This is a genomic window from Dactylosporangium cerinum, assembly GCF_042653625.1.
Classification (GTDB): Bacteria; Actinomycetota; Actinomycetes; order Mycobacteriales; family Micromonosporaceae; genus Dactylosporangium; species Dactylosporangium cerinum.
Map to the genome: position 1 here is coordinate 38443 of NZ_JBHSIU010000019.1, position 15258 is coordinate 53700.

A 15258-nucleotide genomic window follows, 5' to 3' on the forward strand; every position below is an offset into this window, starting at 1 on the left:
GGTTCGTGATCACGCTTTGCCTCCGAGCAGCAGGTAGAGGACGGCCATCCGCACGGAGACCCCGTTGGCGACCTGTTCGACGATCGTGGAGCGCGGCGAGTCGGCGACCTCCGGCGCGATCTCCATGCCCCGGTTCATCGGGCCGGGGTGCATGACGATCGCGTGCTCGGGCAGCCGGCGCATCCGCGGCACGTCGAAGCCGTAGCGCCGCGCGTACTCCCGCTCCGAGGGGAAGTACGCCTGGTTCATTCTTTCCCGCTGGACCCGCAACATCATGACGACGTCGGAATCCGGCACCACCGCGTCCAGGTCGTAGGAGGTCGCCGCCGGCCACGCGCCCACGCCGACCGGCAGCAGCGTCGGCGGTGCGACGAGCGTCACCTTCGCGCCGAGGGTGTGCAGCAGCTGCACGTTGGACCTGGCGACCCGTGAGTGCAGCACATCTCCGACGATGGCCACGTTCAGCCCGGCGAGCCGGTTGAGGCGGCTGCGCATGGTGTACGCGTCGAGCAGGGCCTGCGTCGGATGCTCGTGCGTGCCGTCACCGGCGTTGACGACGCTGCCCTCGACCCAGTTCGCGAGCCGGTGCGGCGCGCCGCTGGCCGGGTGCCGGATGACGACCGCGTCTGCGCCCATCGCCTGCAGCGTCAGGGCGGTGTCCTTGAGACTCTCACCCTTCGAGACGCTGGAGCCCTTGGCGGAGAAGTTGATGACGTCGGCCGAGAGCCGCTTCGCCGCCGCCTCGAACGAGATCCGCGTCCTGGTCGAGTCCTCGTAGAACAGGTTCACCACGGTGCGCCCCCGCAACGCGGGCAGCTTCTTCACCTCGCGCCCCGCGAGGCTCGCCATCTCCGCCGCGGTGTCCAGCACCAGCGTGGCGGCGGCCGCGTCCAGGTCGGCGGCGCTGAGCAGATGCTTGATCATGTCTGGGCACCCTTGTTTTTGATCACCACGGCGTCGGTGCCGTCGTGCTCGGCGATCGACACCCGGACGCTCTCCTCGATCGAGGTCGGGATGTTCTTGCCGACGTAGTCGGCGCGGATCGGCAGCTCCCGGTGCCCCCGGTCGACGAGGACCGCCAGCTGGACCGTCCGCGGCCGGCCGAGATCCTTCAGCGCGTCGAGCGCCGCGCGGACCGTGCGCCCGGAGAACAGGACGTCGTCGACGAGGATCACCCGCCGCCCGTCGAGACCGCCCGGCGGCACCTCGGTGTGACCCAGCGCACGGGTCGCCTGCAGGCGAAGATCGTCCCGATAGAGGGTGATGTCCAACACACCCACGGGGATCTCGGTGCCCTCGAACGTGGCGATCCTCGCGGCCAGCCTGCGGGCCAGGGGAACACCCCGGGTAGGTATGCCCAGCAGCACCGTTTCGGTCGCGCCGGACGTCTTTTCCAGAATCTGATGGGCAATCCGGTCCACCACCCGGGCGACATCTGCCGCCGTTAGGATGGTTTTGCCCAGCTCAGCGCCGGTTGTCGGAGACGACAAACCAGACCCCCTTCCCCGCCTCACCGGACGGGTCGTTAAAGGACGTCGAACGGCAACCACCCTAACAACCGCCCTGACCTGGGCAACGGATGGGTCTCGACCACTTGACCCCGCGACTTCTGCCAGTTACGGTCACGCTCCGTAGCGATCGCTGGGGAAACCCCTCAGGCCAGTGACTGGGAGTGTCCGTATGCCGTCTGAGTACGCCAAGTCTCTTGGTGCTCGCCTGCGCTCCATCCGACAGCAGCAGGGGCTGTCTCTGCAGGGTGTCGAGGAGAAGTCGGCAGGGCGTTGGAAGGCCGTCGTCGTCGGTTCGTATGAGCGGGGCGACCGCGCCGTCACCGTGTCCCGCCTGGCTGAGCTGGCCGAGTTCTACCGCGTCCCCGTCGCCGAGTTGCTGCCCGAGGGCAGCGGCGTGCGGCACGAGCCCACCAACAAGATCGTCCTGGACCTGGAGCGGCTCTACGACGCCGGCGCCGAGGACCTTGCCTACGTGGCCCGCTACGCGCGTGCCATCCAGCAGCAGCGCGGCGACTACAACGGTCGCGTGCTGTCCATCCGCGCGGACGACCTGCGCGCCCTGGCGATCGTCTACGACGCGTCGCCGTCGGGCCTGGTCGAGCGGCTCAACGAGCACGGCGTGCTCGTCACCGACCCGCGCAGCCTGTTCCAGTCCTAGCCCGTCGAAGGGGGCCGCTGACGCGGCCCCCTTCTTCCGGCGTCCGAGTTGACCTTGGACAATCCGACTGGTCATAGGCAGTCAGATTGTCCAAGGTCAACTCGGTCTCCACCCCGCCGCGACCAGAGCCGCGCGCAGCTGGCGGACGACCGTCGCCGGATCACGGCGGAGCTGCCAGGCGGTGAACCTGAGCAGCCGCTCGCCCGAGATCGCGATCTCATTGTGCTGGGCCATGTCGGCGGACCAGGCCCGCACCTCCATGTGCTGGGCGCCGTCGATCTCGACGTGAACCCCCCACTCCTCGAACAGCGCGTCACGGTAGCGCTTGCGCCCTCGGGAGTCCCTGCGCACCACCTGCCGGCTCGGGTCAGGCAGCCCGTTGCGCCGGCAGAGCTGCAGGAACTGCACCTCGGAGATCGAATGCGACCCGCCACGGGCGTCCTCGACGGCCTGCCGGATCAACGCCTCGCGCCGCACCCCCTGCAGCCGGGCCAGCACCGCCAGCACCTCGTCACCGACGACCAGCCGTTGCTGGAACGCGGCCGCGACCACCGCAGTCGCCTCCGCATCGTCACGGGCCCACTGCGCGGCGTCCACCAGCGACCGCGCCGCGACCATCACGGGCGGCAGACCGTCCACCAGCACATCCGTCACGGGCAGCGACGCGGTTCGCCTGATCACCGTCTCAGGTGGCGCGGGGCGCACCCTCCGGTTCGCTGTGATCAACACCTCGGTGTAAGGCTTCCCATAGCCCTTCAGGCCGAGCACCTCCAGCGCGCTGAACGCGGCAAGAGGCCCACGGCTGGCCAGCACGCCGATCCAGCGCCGCTGCGGCAGCGCGATCGGGCCGGTCATCGCCACGTACACCGACCGCATCGGCTGCTGCCAGCGACCCGAGGTCACCCTGTGCCGCAGCGCGTTGTGACTCATGACCCGCAGGGCCTGGCGGCGGGAGATGACGTGGTGCTGGCGGAACAGCAGATGGTCGAGCGGATCCGCGTCGTGCGACGGCGGATCACGCTCGACGCTCGTCCAGCCCACCGCACGGTCCTACGTGGCGTAGTCGGCGATCCGGCCGAGGATGCCGTTGAGGAACCGCGGCGAGTCGTCGGTCGACAGCGTCTCCGCCAGCTCGACCGCCTCCGTGATCGCGACCGGGTTGTCGATCTCGTCGTTGTACAGCAGCTCGTACACCGCGATCCGCGCGAGATTGCGGTCCACCACCGGCATCCGCTCCAGGGTCCAGCCCTCGGCGTAACTGGACAGCAGCTCGTCGATCCGCACCGAATGACTCTCGACACCCTCGACCAGCTGGACGGTATACGGCAGATATGCGGGTTTCGGCTCTTCGAGATTCGCCACGTATGCGCTCAGCGTCGACGCGCGCGACTCCCCTCGGAGGTCAGCCGAGTAGAGCACGTCGAGGGCCCGTTTCCGGGCCTTGCGACGCGCCGTCATCTGGGCGGTGACATCCCCGCCCAGGAACGAACCACCGGAAAATGTCACGCCCGGCCCAGGTAACGGCTGTCGCGGGTGTCGACCTTGATCTTCTCGCCGGTCGAGATGAACAGCGGCACGTTGACCGTGGCGCCCGTCTCGACCGTCGCCGGCTTGGTGCCGCCCGTGGAGCGGTCGCCCTGCAGACCCGGCTCCGTGTACGTGACCTCCAGGATCACCGACGTCGGCAGCTCGACGTACAGCGGCACACCCTCGTGCGTGGCCACCGTCACCTCGGCCTCGGGCAGCAGGAACTTGGTGCCCTCGCCGACCGTGCCCGACGGGACGGAGATCTGCTCATACGACTGGAGATCCATGAACACGTAATCTTCGCCGTCGATGTACAGGTACTGCATCGTGCGCTTGTCGACGGTGGCGGTCTCGACCTTCGTGCCCGCGTTGAACGTGCGGTCGACCACCTTGCCGGACAGCACGTTCTTCAGGGTGGTCCGCACGAACGCGCCGCCCTTGCCCGGCTTGACATGCTGGAACTCCACAACGGCCCACAGATCGCCGTCGAGGTTGAGCACCAGGCCGTTCTTCAGGTCGTTCGTGGTTGCCATGTGGATAGACGTCACTTTCGTCAGTTGGTCCGTGCGGCATGATGCCGGCGGAAAGGCCCGAAGCAGTGTACCGGCCCGTTCATGTCTGCGTCGCCACGAGGTCACGCGGCTGCGCGAGTGTGCCGGGATGGGAGTCAACCGTACCCTGGGTTTCGCGGGTTCCGTCGCCATCGCGCTCGGTGGTGTCTCCGCGGGCGCGTTGCCGCAACACGACCCGTTCGGGCACTGGCCCCTGATCCGCGAGCTGCGCACCTTCCCCCTCGCCGGCGTCGCCTGCACGTACTTCGGGCTGGCCCTGCTGTGCGGCGCGTGGCTGCGGATGCGCCCGACCGTCGACGGACAACGCCCAGCCGACCTGGTCAGAACCATGCTGTGCTGGGCCGCCCCGCTCGCGCTGACCGCCCCCATGTTCAGCCGCGACGTGTACAGCTACCTCGCCCAGGGTGAAATGGTCCGTCGCGGGCTGGACGCGTACCGATGGGGCCCTTCCTCCCTCGGCGGTCCCCTCGCCCTGAACGTGCCGGCGATCTGGCAGGACACCCCGGCGCCCTACGGCCCGGTGTTCCTGCGCTGCGCCTCGGCGATCCTCGCGGTCACCGGCGAACACACCATCGCCGGGGTGTGGGCGATGCGGCTCGTCGCCCTCACCGGGGTAGCCCTCGTCGTGGCCTGCCTCCCCGGCCTCGCCGCCCGCTTCGGCGTCCCCGCCCAGCGGGCCCTGTGGTTCGGCGCGCTCAACCCGCTGCTCCTGCTGCACCTCGTCGCCGGCGCCCACAACGACGCCCTCATGGTGGGGCTGCTCGCCGCCGGCCTCCTCGCCGCCGTCCGCGACCGGCCCCTGCTCGCCGCCGCCCTCATCGTCGCCGCCGCCCTCGTCAAGGCCCCCGCGATCCTCGCGCTCATCACGGTCGTCGCGCTGTCCCGCGGCCGTACGCTCGCGCTCATCCGCACCGCCGTCGGCGCCGCCCTCGCCTTCGTCGCCCTGCAGGCCGCGTCCGGTCTCGGCCTGGGCTGGATCGCCGCCCTGCACACCCCGACCACCGTCCGCAACGGCCTGTCCCTCAGCACCGACATCGGCATGCTGCTCGCCGAGGCGGGCCATCCGTCCGCGATGGCGGTCATCCGGCTCGCTGCGGCGGCCCTCGGCTGCGCGCTGGCCGGCTGGGCCCTGCTGCGCGCCCCGAACCCCGCCGCCGGCCTGGGCCTCGCGCTCGGCGCGATCGTCCTGTGCGGCCCGGTGGTGCATCCCTGGTACCTGCTGTGGCCGATCGTCCCGATCGCCGCCGGCATGCAGCACCCCCCGCCGGCCGCGATCCGCCTGACGGTGGGTGTCGCGATGTTCCTGCTGCCCTTCGGCGCCCCCGGCTATCCGGAGGCGGTGGTCGCGGCCATCTTCGGCACCGTCGCGGGCGTACTCTATCTACGCCTGCGTCCCCCGGTCCCGGCCCTCGTCCCCGCCACCTGACCTTCAGGTTGATATGTGGGCTGAGCAGCCTAGACTCTGGATAGTGACGATGCGGTTACGGCATCGGAGATCGATTAGATGGGGTGCTGTAGGGTGCTGTAGAAAGCGGTCGGCACCACCCACCTGGTCCCGCATCACTGCCAACGCGACGAACCCTGACACCGGCCCAGCGCTCGCCGCCCGGCCCTCCCCCGCCACGCGCGGGAGCGCAGGTCGGGGACCCGCAGGTTGGGTTCTCGTTCCCGCAGCCCATCCGGGCGCGCTGGTGAAGGCGAAGGACGGGGTCGCGCGGGCCAGGGACCTGCGCAGGTCGGGAGGCGACGGCCGCGTAAGCTCGCCGGCCGGCCCTCGACCGCCGCGCGGGTGCGTGGGTCAGAAAGCTGCGTGGGTCGAGGACTTGCGGGTGCGTGGGTCAGAGAGCTGCGCAGGTCAAAGACTTGCAGGGCAGTAGCCCTCACCGCGCAGGTGCGCCGGCCTGCGGTTCGGGGGCCTGCGGTTCGGGGATCTGCGCAAAGTCAGGGACCGGGCACGGGGTCAGGAGGCGACGGCCGCGTAGGCTCACCGCCCGGCCTCCACCGCTGCGGGGGTGCGTGAGCCAGTGTGCCCTGCAGGTCAGGGACCTGCAGGGCAGTAGCCCTCACCGCGCGCAGGTGCGCCGGCGCGCGGTTTCGGGGACCTGCGGTTCAGGGACCTGGGCAAAGTCCGGGACCCGGGCGCGGGGTCAGGAGGCGACGGCCGCGTAAGCCTGGAAGAGCAGCTCGTCCGGCGGGCCGGCCAGGGTGCCCGGGGCCGCCAGGCCGTCGAGGACGACGAAGCGCAGCGTCGCGCCTCGGGCCTTCTTGTCGACCCGCATCGCGGCGTGCAGGTCGGGCCAGGCGGCGGCCGCGTACGTGACCGGCAGGCCGAGCAGCGTCAGCACGTGCAGGTGCCGGTCGGCGACGTCGGCCGGGAGGCGGCCGGTGAGCCGGCCCAGTTCGGCGGCGTAGACCAGGCCGACGCTGACCGCGTGGCCGTGCTTCCAGCGGTACTGTTCGCGGCGTTCGATGGCGTGGCCGAGGGTGTGGCCGTAGTTGAGGATCTCGCGGAGGCCCGACTCGCGCAGGTCGGCGGTGACGACCCTGGCCTTGACGGCGACGGCCCGCTCGACCAGCTCCGGGAGCACGACGCCGCGCGGGTCGAGCGCCGCGGCCGGGTCGGCCTCGACGAGGTCGAGGATGGCGGGGTCGGCGATGAAGCCGCACTTGACCACCTCGGCCATGCCGGCGCGCAGGTCGTCGGCCGGCAGGGTGTCCAGGGTCGACAGGTCGCAGACGACGCCGACCGGCGGGTAGAACGCGCCGACGAGGTTCTTGCCGGCGGCGGTGTTGATGCCGGTCTTGCCACCGACGGCGGCGTCGACCATGCCAAGGAGGCTGGTCGGGACCTGGACGAGGCGGACGCCGCGCAGCCAGCTCGCGGCGACGAACCCGGCGAGGTCGGTGACGGCACCGCCGCCGACGCCCACGACGGCGTCGCTGCGGGTGAACGCGGCCTCGCCGAGCGCGTCCCAGCAGCCGGCGGCGACGGCGATGTCCTTGCCCGCCTCGGCGTCGGGGACTTCGAGGGGCAGGACGCCGTGGCCGGCGGTGCGCAGCGCGGCCATGACCTGCTCGGCGTGCCCGCGGACCGGGCCGGCGAACAGCACCGCGACCTGCGCGGCACCACCGACGAGCTCGGGCACCCGGTCCAGCAGCCCCCGCCCGATCAGCACCGAGTAGCCACCGACGTCAACCACGGAAACCGCAGAAACCGCAGAACCTGGAGAGCCCGAAGAACCCGAAGAACCCGCGGTCACAGCTTGCCCGCCAACTCGGCGACGATGTCCTCGGGTGTCCGGCCGTCGGTGACCACGGTGACCGTGGCGGCCTGCTCGTACAGCGGCCGGCGCTGGTCGAGCAGGAACTTCAGGGTGGCCCGGGGGTTGAGGGCCAGCAGCGGCCGGCCCGCGCCGAGCCCGACCCGGGACACCGCGTCGGACAGCTCGACCGACAGGTACACCACGGTATGCCCGGTGAGCAGGTCGCGGGTCTCCGCGGCCAGGATCGCGCCGCCGCCGAGGGCCAGGATCCCGTCGAACTCCGACAGCGCGGCGGCGACCGCGGCCCGCTCGAGGGCCCGGAAGTGGTCCTCGCCGAAGTCGATGAAGATCTCCGGGATCGGCTTCCCGGCGGTGGTCTCGATGTCGGCGTCGACGTCGCGGAACGGCACGCCCAGGGTCGCGGCGAGCAGCGTGCCGACGGTCGTCTTGCCGGCGCCCGGGGGCCCCACCAGGACGGCGCGGGGGCTCATCGGATCACCAGATGTGAGAGGTAGCCGGAGACGTTGCGCTGGATCTCGGCGACCGAGTCGCCGCCGAACTTCTCCAGGGCGGCCTCGGCGAGGACGAGGGCGACCATCGCCTCGGCGACGACGGCGGCGGCCGGGACCGCGCACACGTCGGAGCGCTGGTTGATGGCGGTGGCGGGCTCGCCGGTGGTGACGTCGATGGTCTGCAGGGCGCGGTTGAGCGACGAGATCGGTTTCATCGCGGCGCGGACGCGCAGCGGCTCGCCGGTGGTGATGCCGCCTTCGAGGCCGCCGGCCCGGTCGGTGACGCGGCGGACGCCGTCGGCGGTGGGGATGATCTCGTCGTGGGCCTGGGAGCCGCGGGAGCGGGCCTGGGTGAACGCGTCGCCGATCTCGACGCCCTTGATCGCCTGGATGGACATGAGGGCGGTGGCGAGGCGGGCGTCGAGTTTGCGGTCCCATTGGACGTGGCTGCCGAGGCCCGGTGGCACGCCGTAGGCGAGGACCTCGACGATGCCGCCGAGGGTGTCGGCGTCCTTCTTCGCGGCGTCGACCTCTTCGACCATGCGGGCGCTGGCGTCGGGGTCGAGGCAGCGCAGCGGGTCGGCGTCGATGCGGTCGAAGTCCTCGGGGCGGGGCAGCAGGCCGGGTTTGGCGGCGACGGAGCCGAGCTCGATGACGTGGGAGACGATGTCGATGCCGAGGGCCTGGCGCAGCAGGGCCTTGGCGACGGTGCCGACGGCGACCCGGGCGGCGGTCTCGCGGGCGCTGGCGCGTTCGAGGATCGGCCGGGCGTCGGTGTGCCCGTACTTCTGCATGCCGGCGAGGTCGGCGTGGCCGGGCCGGGGGCGGGTCAGCGGCGCGTTGCGGGCCTGCGCGGCGAGCAGCTCGGGGTCGACGGGGTCGGCCGCCATGACGGTCTCCCACTTCGGCCATTCGCTGTTGCCGACGCGGATCGCGACGGGGCTGCCGAGGGTGAGGCCGTGGCGCAGGCCGCCGACGAACTCGACCACGTCCTGCTCGAACGCCATCCGCGCGCCGCGGCCGTAGCCGAGACGTCGACGGGACAACTCTGCCGCCACTGACGCGCTCGTCAACTCGATGCCGGCGGGAACACCCTCCAGGATCGCGACGAGTGCCGGGCCATGCGACTCACCTGCGGTCAACCAGCGCAACACGTCGGCAAGTCTGTCACGCGCCCACGACACTTCCCACAGTGAGGTACGCCGCGACCATCAATTGGAACGCAGCGCGGCCCGCATTGCCGCGACCGGCGCCGCGGCGGATGTGAACAGCTCGAACTGGTCGACCGCCTGCCACAGCAGCAGGTCCAGCCCGGACACGATCGCGCACCCGGCTGACGAGGCCGCAGCGGCGAGGGGCGTCGGCCACGGCTCGTAGATGGCGTCGAAGACGACCGGCCGCCCGGACCAGTCGGCGAGCGCCAGGGAGTCCGCCGCGCCCTTCGGCACCGTGGAGATCACCACCGGGAACGCCGTGCATTCCGCGACCGACGACCAGTCCCCCCAGACCAGATCGACGTCCAGCGCCGAGGCGACCGGCAGCAGCTCTTCAAACGCGGCAAAGCGGCGGGTGTACAGGGTGACGTCGGCCGACAGCGACGCGGCGGCCGCGAGGGCCGCCCGGGCGGTCCCGCCGCCGCCGAGCACGGCCAGCCGTGGTGTCCGGGTCACCCCGGCCTCCAGCAGGGCACGCACCATGCCGGGGGCGTCGGTGTTGTACGCGTGCCACCCGTACGCCCGCCGCACCAGCGTGTTCGCGGCGCCGATCGCGGCGGCGAACGGGTCGACCATCGCCGCGACCGTCAGCGCCACCTCTTTGAGCGGCATGGTGAGCGACAGCCCGGCCCAGTCGGCGGTGAGCCCGGCGACGAACCCGGGCAGGTCGGCGGCGCCGCATTCGATCGCGGTGTAGGTCCAGTCGCGCAGGCCCGCGGCCGCGTAGCCGGCGTTGTGGATCGCCGGTGAGCGCGAGTGGCTCACCGGCTGGCCGAGGACTGCGGCACGCACCTACTTGACGCCGTTCTTCTTCGCCTGTTCCCACATCTTCTGGAACTCCGAGTACGTCTTCGCGTAGCCGGTGTTGCCGGCGGTGTCGATGGCGCAGAAGTAGTAGAAGTCGTGCTTCGGCGGGTTGATCGCCGCCTTCAGCGCGCTGGTGCCGGGGTTGCTGATCGGCCCGATCGGCAGGCCCGGGACGTCGTGGGCGTTGTACGGGTTGTTCTTGTTGTGCAGTTCGGAGTTGAGCAGCTCGGTCGAGGGCTTGGCGCCCTTGCCGGTGATGCGCAGGTAGTAGTTGACGGTGCTGTCGACCTGCAGGCAGTTGCACGGGAACTTGCCGGAGTAGACCCGGTTGTAGAGCACCCGCACGATGCCCTCCTGGTCCTTGTCGAGGCCTTCGACCTGGGCGATCGACGCGGCGATCAGCGCCTCGTAGGGCGAGATGTGCAGCGAGTTCTGCACGCCGTCGATGAACCCGGTCGCGTCGATCTCCTGGTTGAACCGGTTGATGATGACCTTCAGGATGCCGGTGGCGTCGACGTTCGGCGGGAAGTCGTAGGTCGCCGGGAACAGGAAGCCCTCGATGCTCCTGGCGACCTGCTTCTTGTCCTGCCGGGTGAACCACACGTCGCCGAGGCCGAGCGCCTTGGTGTCGGCGGCGGCCTTCTCGAACTCCTCGTAGGGGATCTTGGTGACCTCGGAGAGCTTCTTGAACGTTTCGACGTAGGTGAGGCCCTCGGGGAGGGTGACCTTGTTGACCAGGCGGCTCTTCGGGTCGAGCATCAGCGACAGGGCCTGCTCCGCGGCCATCTGCTTGCGCAGCTTGTAGAAGCCGGGCTGCAGCTTCTTGCTGCGCTCGTCCTTCTTCGCGGCCTCGATGAACGCCTTCGCACTCTTCACGACATCCTTTTCCGCCAGCGTGGCGGCGATGTCCGCGGCATACTGGTCTGGAAGGACCTCGACCGTCACTTCACCGGTGCCGCCGCCGTTGTAGTCGGCAGCGGTGAACATGTCCTTGATCCGGTCCACGCCGATGAAGGCCCCATATGCGAGCCCGCCGAAGACCAGCAGGCTGAGGAAGAGCGCGACGAAGGTCCTTCCGCCGCGGCCCTTGCGCTTGCCGCGCGGGGACACGGCGCGGCGCCGATGTCTGCTGGGCCGTTCCTCGTCGTCCCAGCCCAGGTCGAGCTCGCCCATCTGTCCTTCGCCTCCTGGCACTCAGCCGCGAACGGCCCGTCGCGCGTCGAGCCATCGTTGCAGGATCTCCACCGCGGCCACCTGGTCGATGACCGCGCGTTGCCGCCTGCCCCGGACGCCACGCTCCGACAGCCTACGTGTTGCCGCCGCGGTGGACATCCTCTCGTCCGTCAGCAGCACCGGCACGGGGTCCGCCAGCTCGGCCAGCCGGTCGGCGTATTGCCTGATCAGGACCGCTGCGGGCCCTTCCTTGCCGGCCAGGTTGATTGGCAGGCCGACAACGATCTCGACCGCTTCGTGCTCCGCGAGCAGTCGCAAGATTTCCGACATGTCCGAAGGAATACGATCACCCTCGGTGACCAGATCGCGCGGCAGGGTGGCGACGGGAGTCGCGAGGATCCCGTCGGGATCGCACAGCGCCACCCCGACGCGGACGCTGCCGACGTCGATGCCGAGACGTCGACCACGGACCCACGGCTGCGCTCTCACGCCCGTCACCCTATGCGGCCCGCGCATCCCGTGAACGCCCGCGGGTAGGTGAATCGATGAATTCACCTACCCGCATACGCGACAACGACTACAGCGCGCGCTCGACCGCCGCGAGCAGGTTCGCGGCCTCCGCGGCCGGCACGCCGCCGCCCTGGGCGAGGTCGGCGTTGCCGCCGCCACGGCCGGACAGGGCGCCCTTGACCAGGTCACCGGCGGACAGGCCGCGGCTCTTCGCGGCCGCGTTGAGGCCGACGACGAGCGACGCCTTGCCGCCGGCGCGGGCGGTGACGGCGACGACCGCGGGCCGGTCCGCCGGGATCCGGCCGCGGATCTCCTGCACCAGGGTCCGGACCTCGTTGGCGGAGGTGCCCTCGGGCGCCTCGGTGCCGACGTACGCGACGCCCCGGATGTCCTTGGCCGCGTCGGCGAGCCCGCCGGCGCCGGCGAGGACGAGCTGGGTGCGCAGCTTCTCCAGCTCACGCTCGGCGTCGCGCAGCTGCGCGACGGTCTGCTCGACCCGGTCCGCGACCTGGTCGCCGGGGACCCGGAACAACTCGGCCAAGCGGGACACGAGGACGTGCTCACGGGCCAGGTGACCGAAGGCGTCCAGACCGACGAGCGCCTCGACCCGGCGTACCCCGGAACCGATCGACGACTCGGACAGGATCTTCACCAGGCCCAGCTGGCTGGAGCGTTCGACGTGGGTGCCGCCGCACAGCTCGCGGGCGTAGTCGCCGACCTCGACGACGCGGACCTCGTCGCCGTACTTCTCGCCGAACAGCGCCATCGCGCCGAGCTTGCGGGCCTCCTCCTGCGAGGTGATGAACGCGTTGACCAGCAGGTCACGCAGGAGCACCTCGTTGACCTGCTGCTCGACGTCGTGCAGGACGCTCTGCGGGACGGCGCCGGGGGTGTTGAAGTCGAACCGGAGCCGGCCGGGCGCGTTGAGCGAACCCGCCTGCGTCGCGGACTCGCCGAGGAAGTTGCGCATCGTCTGGTGGATGAGGTGGGTCGCGGTGTGCGCCCGGGACACGGCCCGCCGGCGGGCGGTGTCGATCTCGGCGAACGCCGACTCGCCGGGCCGGATCTCGCCCTCGAGGACCTTGACCCGGTGCACGATCAGGCCGGGCAGCGGCGTCTGCACGTCGAGGACCTCGACCTTGCCGCCGCCGGTGGTGATGACGCCCAGGTCGGGCATCTGGCCGCCGCCCTCGGCGTAGAACGGGGTCGCGTCCAGCACCAGCGACACCTCGTCACCGACGGTCGCGGCGGCGACGCCGAGCAGCGAGCGCACCGACGACTCGCGGGCGACCTCGCGGTACCCGGTGAACTCGACCGGCCCGCCCTGCTCGAGCGCGGCGCGGAACTGCGACAGGTCGGCGTGGCCGGTCTTGCGGGCCTTGGCGTCGGCCTTGGCGCGGGTCCGCTGCTCCGCCATGAGCCGGCGGAAGCCGTCCTCGTCGACGGTGAGGCCCTGCTCGGCGGCGATCTCCAGGGTCAGGTCGATCGGGAAGCCGTACGTGTCGTGCAGCTGGAACGCCTTGTCGCCGGCGAGCACAGCGCCACCCGCGGCGCGCGTGTCCGTGACCGCCTGGTCCAGGATCGTCGTCCCCGCCCGCAGCGTGGACAGGAACGCCTCCTCCTCGCCGTACGCGTAGGAGGAGATCCGGTCGAAGTCCGCGGCCACCTCCGGATACGACGGGGCCATGCAGTCCCGCGCGATCGGCAGCAGGATCGGCAGCGCCGGCCCCTCGTGCCAGCCCAGCAGGCGGATCGAGCGGATCGCGCGGCGCAGGATGCGGCGCAGCACATACCCGCGGCCCTCGTTCGACGGCGTGACCCCGTCGGAGATCACCATCAGCGCGGTCCGGACGTGGTCGGCGATCACGCGCAACCTGACGTCGTCCGGGTGCGACTCGCCGGCGACCTTCGACGTCGCCTGCCCGTAGCGCTTCCCGGTCATCTCCGCGGCCTTGGCGAGGATCGGGTTGACCTCGTCGATCTCGTACAGGTTGTCCACACCCTGCAGGATCGACGCGATGCGCTCCAGGCCCATGCCGGTGTCGATGTTCTTGTTCGGCAGCTCACCGACGATGTCGAAGTCCTCCTTCGACCGCACGTTGGTGATCTCGTACTGCATGAAGACCAGGTTCCAGAACTCCAGGTACCGGTCCTCGTCGACCTCCGGGCCGCCCTCCTTGCCGTAGGCGGGGCCGCGGTCGTAGTACAGCTCCGAGCACGGGCCGGCCGGGCCGGGGATGCCCATCGACCAGAAGTTGTCCTTCTTGCCGCGGCGCACGATCCGCTCCGCCGGCAGGCCGGTCTTCTTCCACAGCTCGATCGCCTCGTCGTCGTCGAGGTAGACCGTCGCCCAGATCCGCTCCGGGTCCAGGCCGAAGCCGCCCTGGTCGACCGGGTTCGTCGACAGCTCCCAGGCGAGCTTGATCGCGCCTTCCTTGAAGTAGTCGCCGAAGGAGAAGTTGCCGTTCATCTGGAAGAACGTGCCGTGCCGGCTGGTCTTGCCGACCTCGTCGATGTCGGGGGTGCGGATGCACTTCTGCACCGACGCCGCCCGCGGGTAGGCCGGGGTGCGCTGGCCGAGGAAGAACGGCACGAACTGGACCATGCCGGCGTTGATGAACAACAGGTTCGGGTCGGCGATCGCCGGCAGTGGCGCGCTCGGCACGACCGTGTGCCCCGCCGCCTCGAAATGGGCGAGGAAACGACGCTTGATCTCCGCGGTCTTCATCGGTGCTGCCGGCCTTCCGGGTAAAGGTCTTCGTCGAGGGTCGAACCATCGGTGAACGCTGCGTGGATCTCGGCCTCACGCTCGGCCATGCCGTCGCGGACGTCGTCGACGAACCCGCGGATCGATCCGGCGAACCCGGCAGCCGAGTCACGCGCCTGCGCGGCGATGCCCTGCGGCGTGAACGCCTGCGCCTTCTTCGTCACCGCACGGACCACCAGCGCTCCGACGGCAAGTCCGATCCCGAGCCACAGCAACCGCCGCATGGCTCAACCTCTCTGTTCTCGTTTTGGATGGTGTACAGGCAGCGCCCGGCCGGACTAGGCCCGCTTACGCCGCGACTGCTTGATCTGTTCCCGCACCTCGGCCTCGTCGGCGGCGGCGCGGCGGTTCGCGGCGGCCTTGCGCACGCCGTAGCCGAACGCGGCGACCTTCACGAGAGGGTTCGCCGCGGCCGCGCTGACCACTGTGGACAGGTTGGCCACGTTGGCGCTCACGTGCGACACGTTCTCGGTGATCGTGTCGATGCGGGCGAGCTGCATGTTGACCCCGTCAAGCGTGGTGTGCACCTGGTTCAGGGCGACGTTGACGTTGTCGATCGTCATGTTGACCCGCTCCAGCATCGGGGTCGTCTGGTCCGCGACGTCGCGCAACGCGCCGGTGGCCGCGTCGATCGTGTGCCGGACCCGGAGGATCGGCACGGCGAGCACGAGCACGAGCACGAAAAACCCACCCGACGCCACCAGCGCCGCGATACCGCCCACGGACACGGACACGCCCGACCTC

At 70.6% G+C, this 15258-nt stretch carries 16 protein-coding genes; 2 read left to right on the forward strand and 14 right to left on the reverse strand.

The genetic code is table 11. The annotated features are described in order from the left end of the window. Positions 1 to 9 precede the first annotated feature (9 nt). Both ACFPIJ_RS17905 and pyrR read right to left on the reverse strand, forming a co-directional pair. Positions 10 to 924, reverse strand: coding sequence for an aspartate carbamoyltransferase catalytic subunit (locus ACFPIJ_RS17905; protein WP_380116244.1), 915 nt, complete (start codon positions 922 to 924; stop codon positions 10 to 12). Next, complete coding sequence (gene pyrR, locus ACFPIJ_RS17910; protein WP_380116814.1) at positions 921 to 1490, reverse strand: bifunctional pyr operon transcriptional regulator/uracil phosphoribosyltransferase PyrR; 570 nt, start codon at positions 1488 to 1490, stop codon at positions 921 to 923. The genes ACFPIJ_RS17905 and pyrR overlap by 4 nt, the downstream gene beginning before the upstream one ends. Positions 1491 to 1680: 190 nt before the next feature. Between pyrR and bldD the strand changes: the two genes are divergently transcribed. Continuing rightward, positions 1681 to 2169, forward strand: a complete 489-nt coding sequence (bldD, locus tag ACFPIJ_RS17915) for a transcriptional regulator BldD (protein WP_033356835.1) — start codon at positions 1681 to 1683, stop codon at positions 2167 to 2169. 96 nt (positions 2170 to 2265) lie between these two features. Here bldD and ACFPIJ_RS17920 read toward each other — a convergent pair whose 3' ends face one another. Genes ACFPIJ_RS17920 through efp form a run of 3 tightly spaced genes read right to left on the reverse strand, consistent with a single transcriptional unit; the run spans position 2266 to position 4229 of the window. After that, the gene (locus ACFPIJ_RS17920; protein WP_380116245.1) at positions 2266 to 3210 is read right to left on the reverse strand and encodes a hypothetical protein; all 945 of its coding nucleotides are present in this window, start codon (positions 3208 to 3210) and stop codon (positions 2266 to 2268) included. A 9-nt stretch (positions 3211 to 3219) separates the two neighbouring features. After that, the gene (gene nusB / locus ACFPIJ_RS17925; protein WP_380116246.1) at positions 3220 to 3627 is read right to left on the reverse strand and encodes a transcription antitermination factor NusB; all 408 of its coding nucleotides are present in this window, start codon (positions 3625 to 3627) and stop codon (positions 3220 to 3222) included. Positions 3628 to 3671: 44 nt separating this feature from the next. Next, positions 3672 to 4229: an elongation factor P gene (gene efp, locus ACFPIJ_RS17930; protein ID WP_327009531.1), complete on the reverse strand. Its 558-nt coding sequence runs from the start codon at positions 4227 to 4229 to the stop codon at positions 3672 to 3674. Here efp and mptB point away from each other — a divergent pair. Further along, positions 4228 to 5694 carry a polyprenol phosphomannose-dependent alpha 1,6 mannosyltransferase MptB gene (gene mptB, locus ACFPIJ_RS17935; RefSeq protein ID WP_380116247.1) on the forward strand — a complete coding sequence of 489 codons (1467 nt, stop codon included), beginning with the start codon at positions 4228 to 4230 and terminating at the stop codon, positions 5692 to 5694. The two genes, efp and mptB, sit on opposite strands and share 2 nt — an antisense overlap. A gap of 721 nt (positions 5695 to 6415) precedes the next feature. Here mptB and aroB read toward each other — a convergent pair. From aroB to ACFPIJ_RS17980, 9 genes are all read right to left on the reverse strand, one after another. Further along, on the reverse strand, positions 6416 to 7528 hold the full coding sequence (aroB, locus tag ACFPIJ_RS17940) for a 3-dehydroquinate synthase (protein WP_380116248.1): 1113 nt from the start codon (positions 7526 to 7528) through the stop codon (positions 6416 to 6418). Further along, positions 7525 to 8022, reverse strand: a complete 498-nt coding sequence (locus tag ACFPIJ_RS17945; RefSeq protein ID WP_380116249.1) for a shikimate kinase — start codon at positions 8020 to 8022, stop codon at positions 7525 to 7527. Before ACFPIJ_RS17945 ends, aroB begins: the two co-directional genes overlap by 4 nt. Beyond that, complete coding sequence (gene aroC / locus ACFPIJ_RS17950) at positions 8019 to 9197, reverse strand: chorismate synthase (RefSeq protein WP_380116250.1); 1179 nt, start codon at positions 9195 to 9197, stop codon at positions 8019 to 8021. The genes ACFPIJ_RS17945 and aroC overlap by 4 nt, the downstream gene beginning before the upstream one ends. Positions 9198 to 9254: 57 nt before the next feature. Then, a complete protein-coding gene (locus ACFPIJ_RS17955) occupies positions 9255 to 10049 on the reverse strand; it encodes a shikimate dehydrogenase (RefSeq protein ID WP_380116251.1) in 795 nt (264 codons plus the stop codon). Further along, the gene (gene mltG, locus ACFPIJ_RS17960) at positions 10050 to 11237 is read right to left on the reverse strand and encodes an endolytic transglycosylase MltG (protein WP_380116252.1); all 1188 of its coding nucleotides are present in this window, start codon (positions 11235 to 11237) and stop codon (positions 10050 to 10052) included. Between the two features lie 21 nt (positions 11238 to 11258). Beyond that, positions 11259 to 11726: a Holliday junction resolvase RuvX gene (gene ruvX / locus ACFPIJ_RS17965; protein WP_380116253.1), complete on the reverse strand. Its 468-nt coding sequence runs from the start codon at positions 11724 to 11726 to the stop codon at positions 11259 to 11261. A gap of 88 nt (positions 11727 to 11814) precedes the next feature. Then, positions 11815 to 14475: an alanine--tRNA ligase gene (alaS, locus tag ACFPIJ_RS17970; RefSeq protein ID WP_380116254.1), complete on the reverse strand. Its 2661-nt coding sequence runs from the start codon at positions 14473 to 14475 to the stop codon at positions 11815 to 11817. Continuing rightward, on the reverse strand, positions 14472 to 14738 hold the full coding sequence (locus ACFPIJ_RS17975) for a hypothetical protein (RefSeq protein ID WP_380116255.1): 267 nt from the start codon (positions 14736 to 14738) through the stop codon (positions 14472 to 14474). Before ACFPIJ_RS17975 ends, alaS begins: the two co-directional genes overlap by 4 nt. 54 nt (positions 14739 to 14792) lie before the next feature. After that, positions 14793 to 15242, reverse strand: a complete 450-nt coding sequence (locus tag ACFPIJ_RS17980; RefSeq protein WP_203849994.1) for a DUF948 domain-containing protein — start codon at positions 15240 to 15242, stop codon at positions 14793 to 14795. Positions 15243 to 15258 lie beyond the last annotated feature (16 nt).

Coding starts and splice junctions, on each gene's coding strand:
- ACFPIJ_RS17905 (WP_380116244.1), bottom strand. CDS start 924: ATGATCAAGCATCTGCTCAGCGCCGCCGACCTGGACGCGGCCGCCGCC.
- bldD (WP_033356835.1), top strand. CDS start 1,681: ATGCCGTCTGAGTACGCCAAGTCTCTTGGTGCTCGCCTGCGCTCCATC.
- nusB (WP_380116246.1), bottom strand. CDS start 3,627: ATGACGGCGCGTCGCAAGGCCCGGAAACGGGCCCTCGACGTGCTCTAC.
- mptB (WP_380116247.1), top strand. CDS start 4,228: ATGTGGATAGACGTCACTTTCGTCAGTTGGTCCGTGCGGCATGATGCC.
- efp (WP_327009531.1), bottom strand. CDS start 4,229: ATGGCAACCACGAACGACCTGAAGAACGGCCTGGTGCTCAACCTCGAC.
- ACFPIJ_RS17945 (WP_380116249.1), bottom strand. CDS start 8,022: ATGAGCCCCCGCGCCGTCCTGGTGGGGCCCCCGGGCGCCGGCAAGACG.
- mltG (WP_380116252.1), bottom strand. CDS start 11,237: ATGGGCGAGCTCGACCTGGGCTGGGACGACGAGGAACGGCCCAGCAGA.
- alaS (WP_380116254.1), bottom strand. CDS start 14,475: ATGAAGACCGCGGAGATCAAGCGTCGTTTCCTCGCCCATTTCGAGGCG.
- ACFPIJ_RS17975 (WP_380116255.1), bottom strand. CDS start 14,738: ATGCGGCGGTTGCTGTGGCTCGGGATCGGACTTGCCGTCGGAGCGCTG.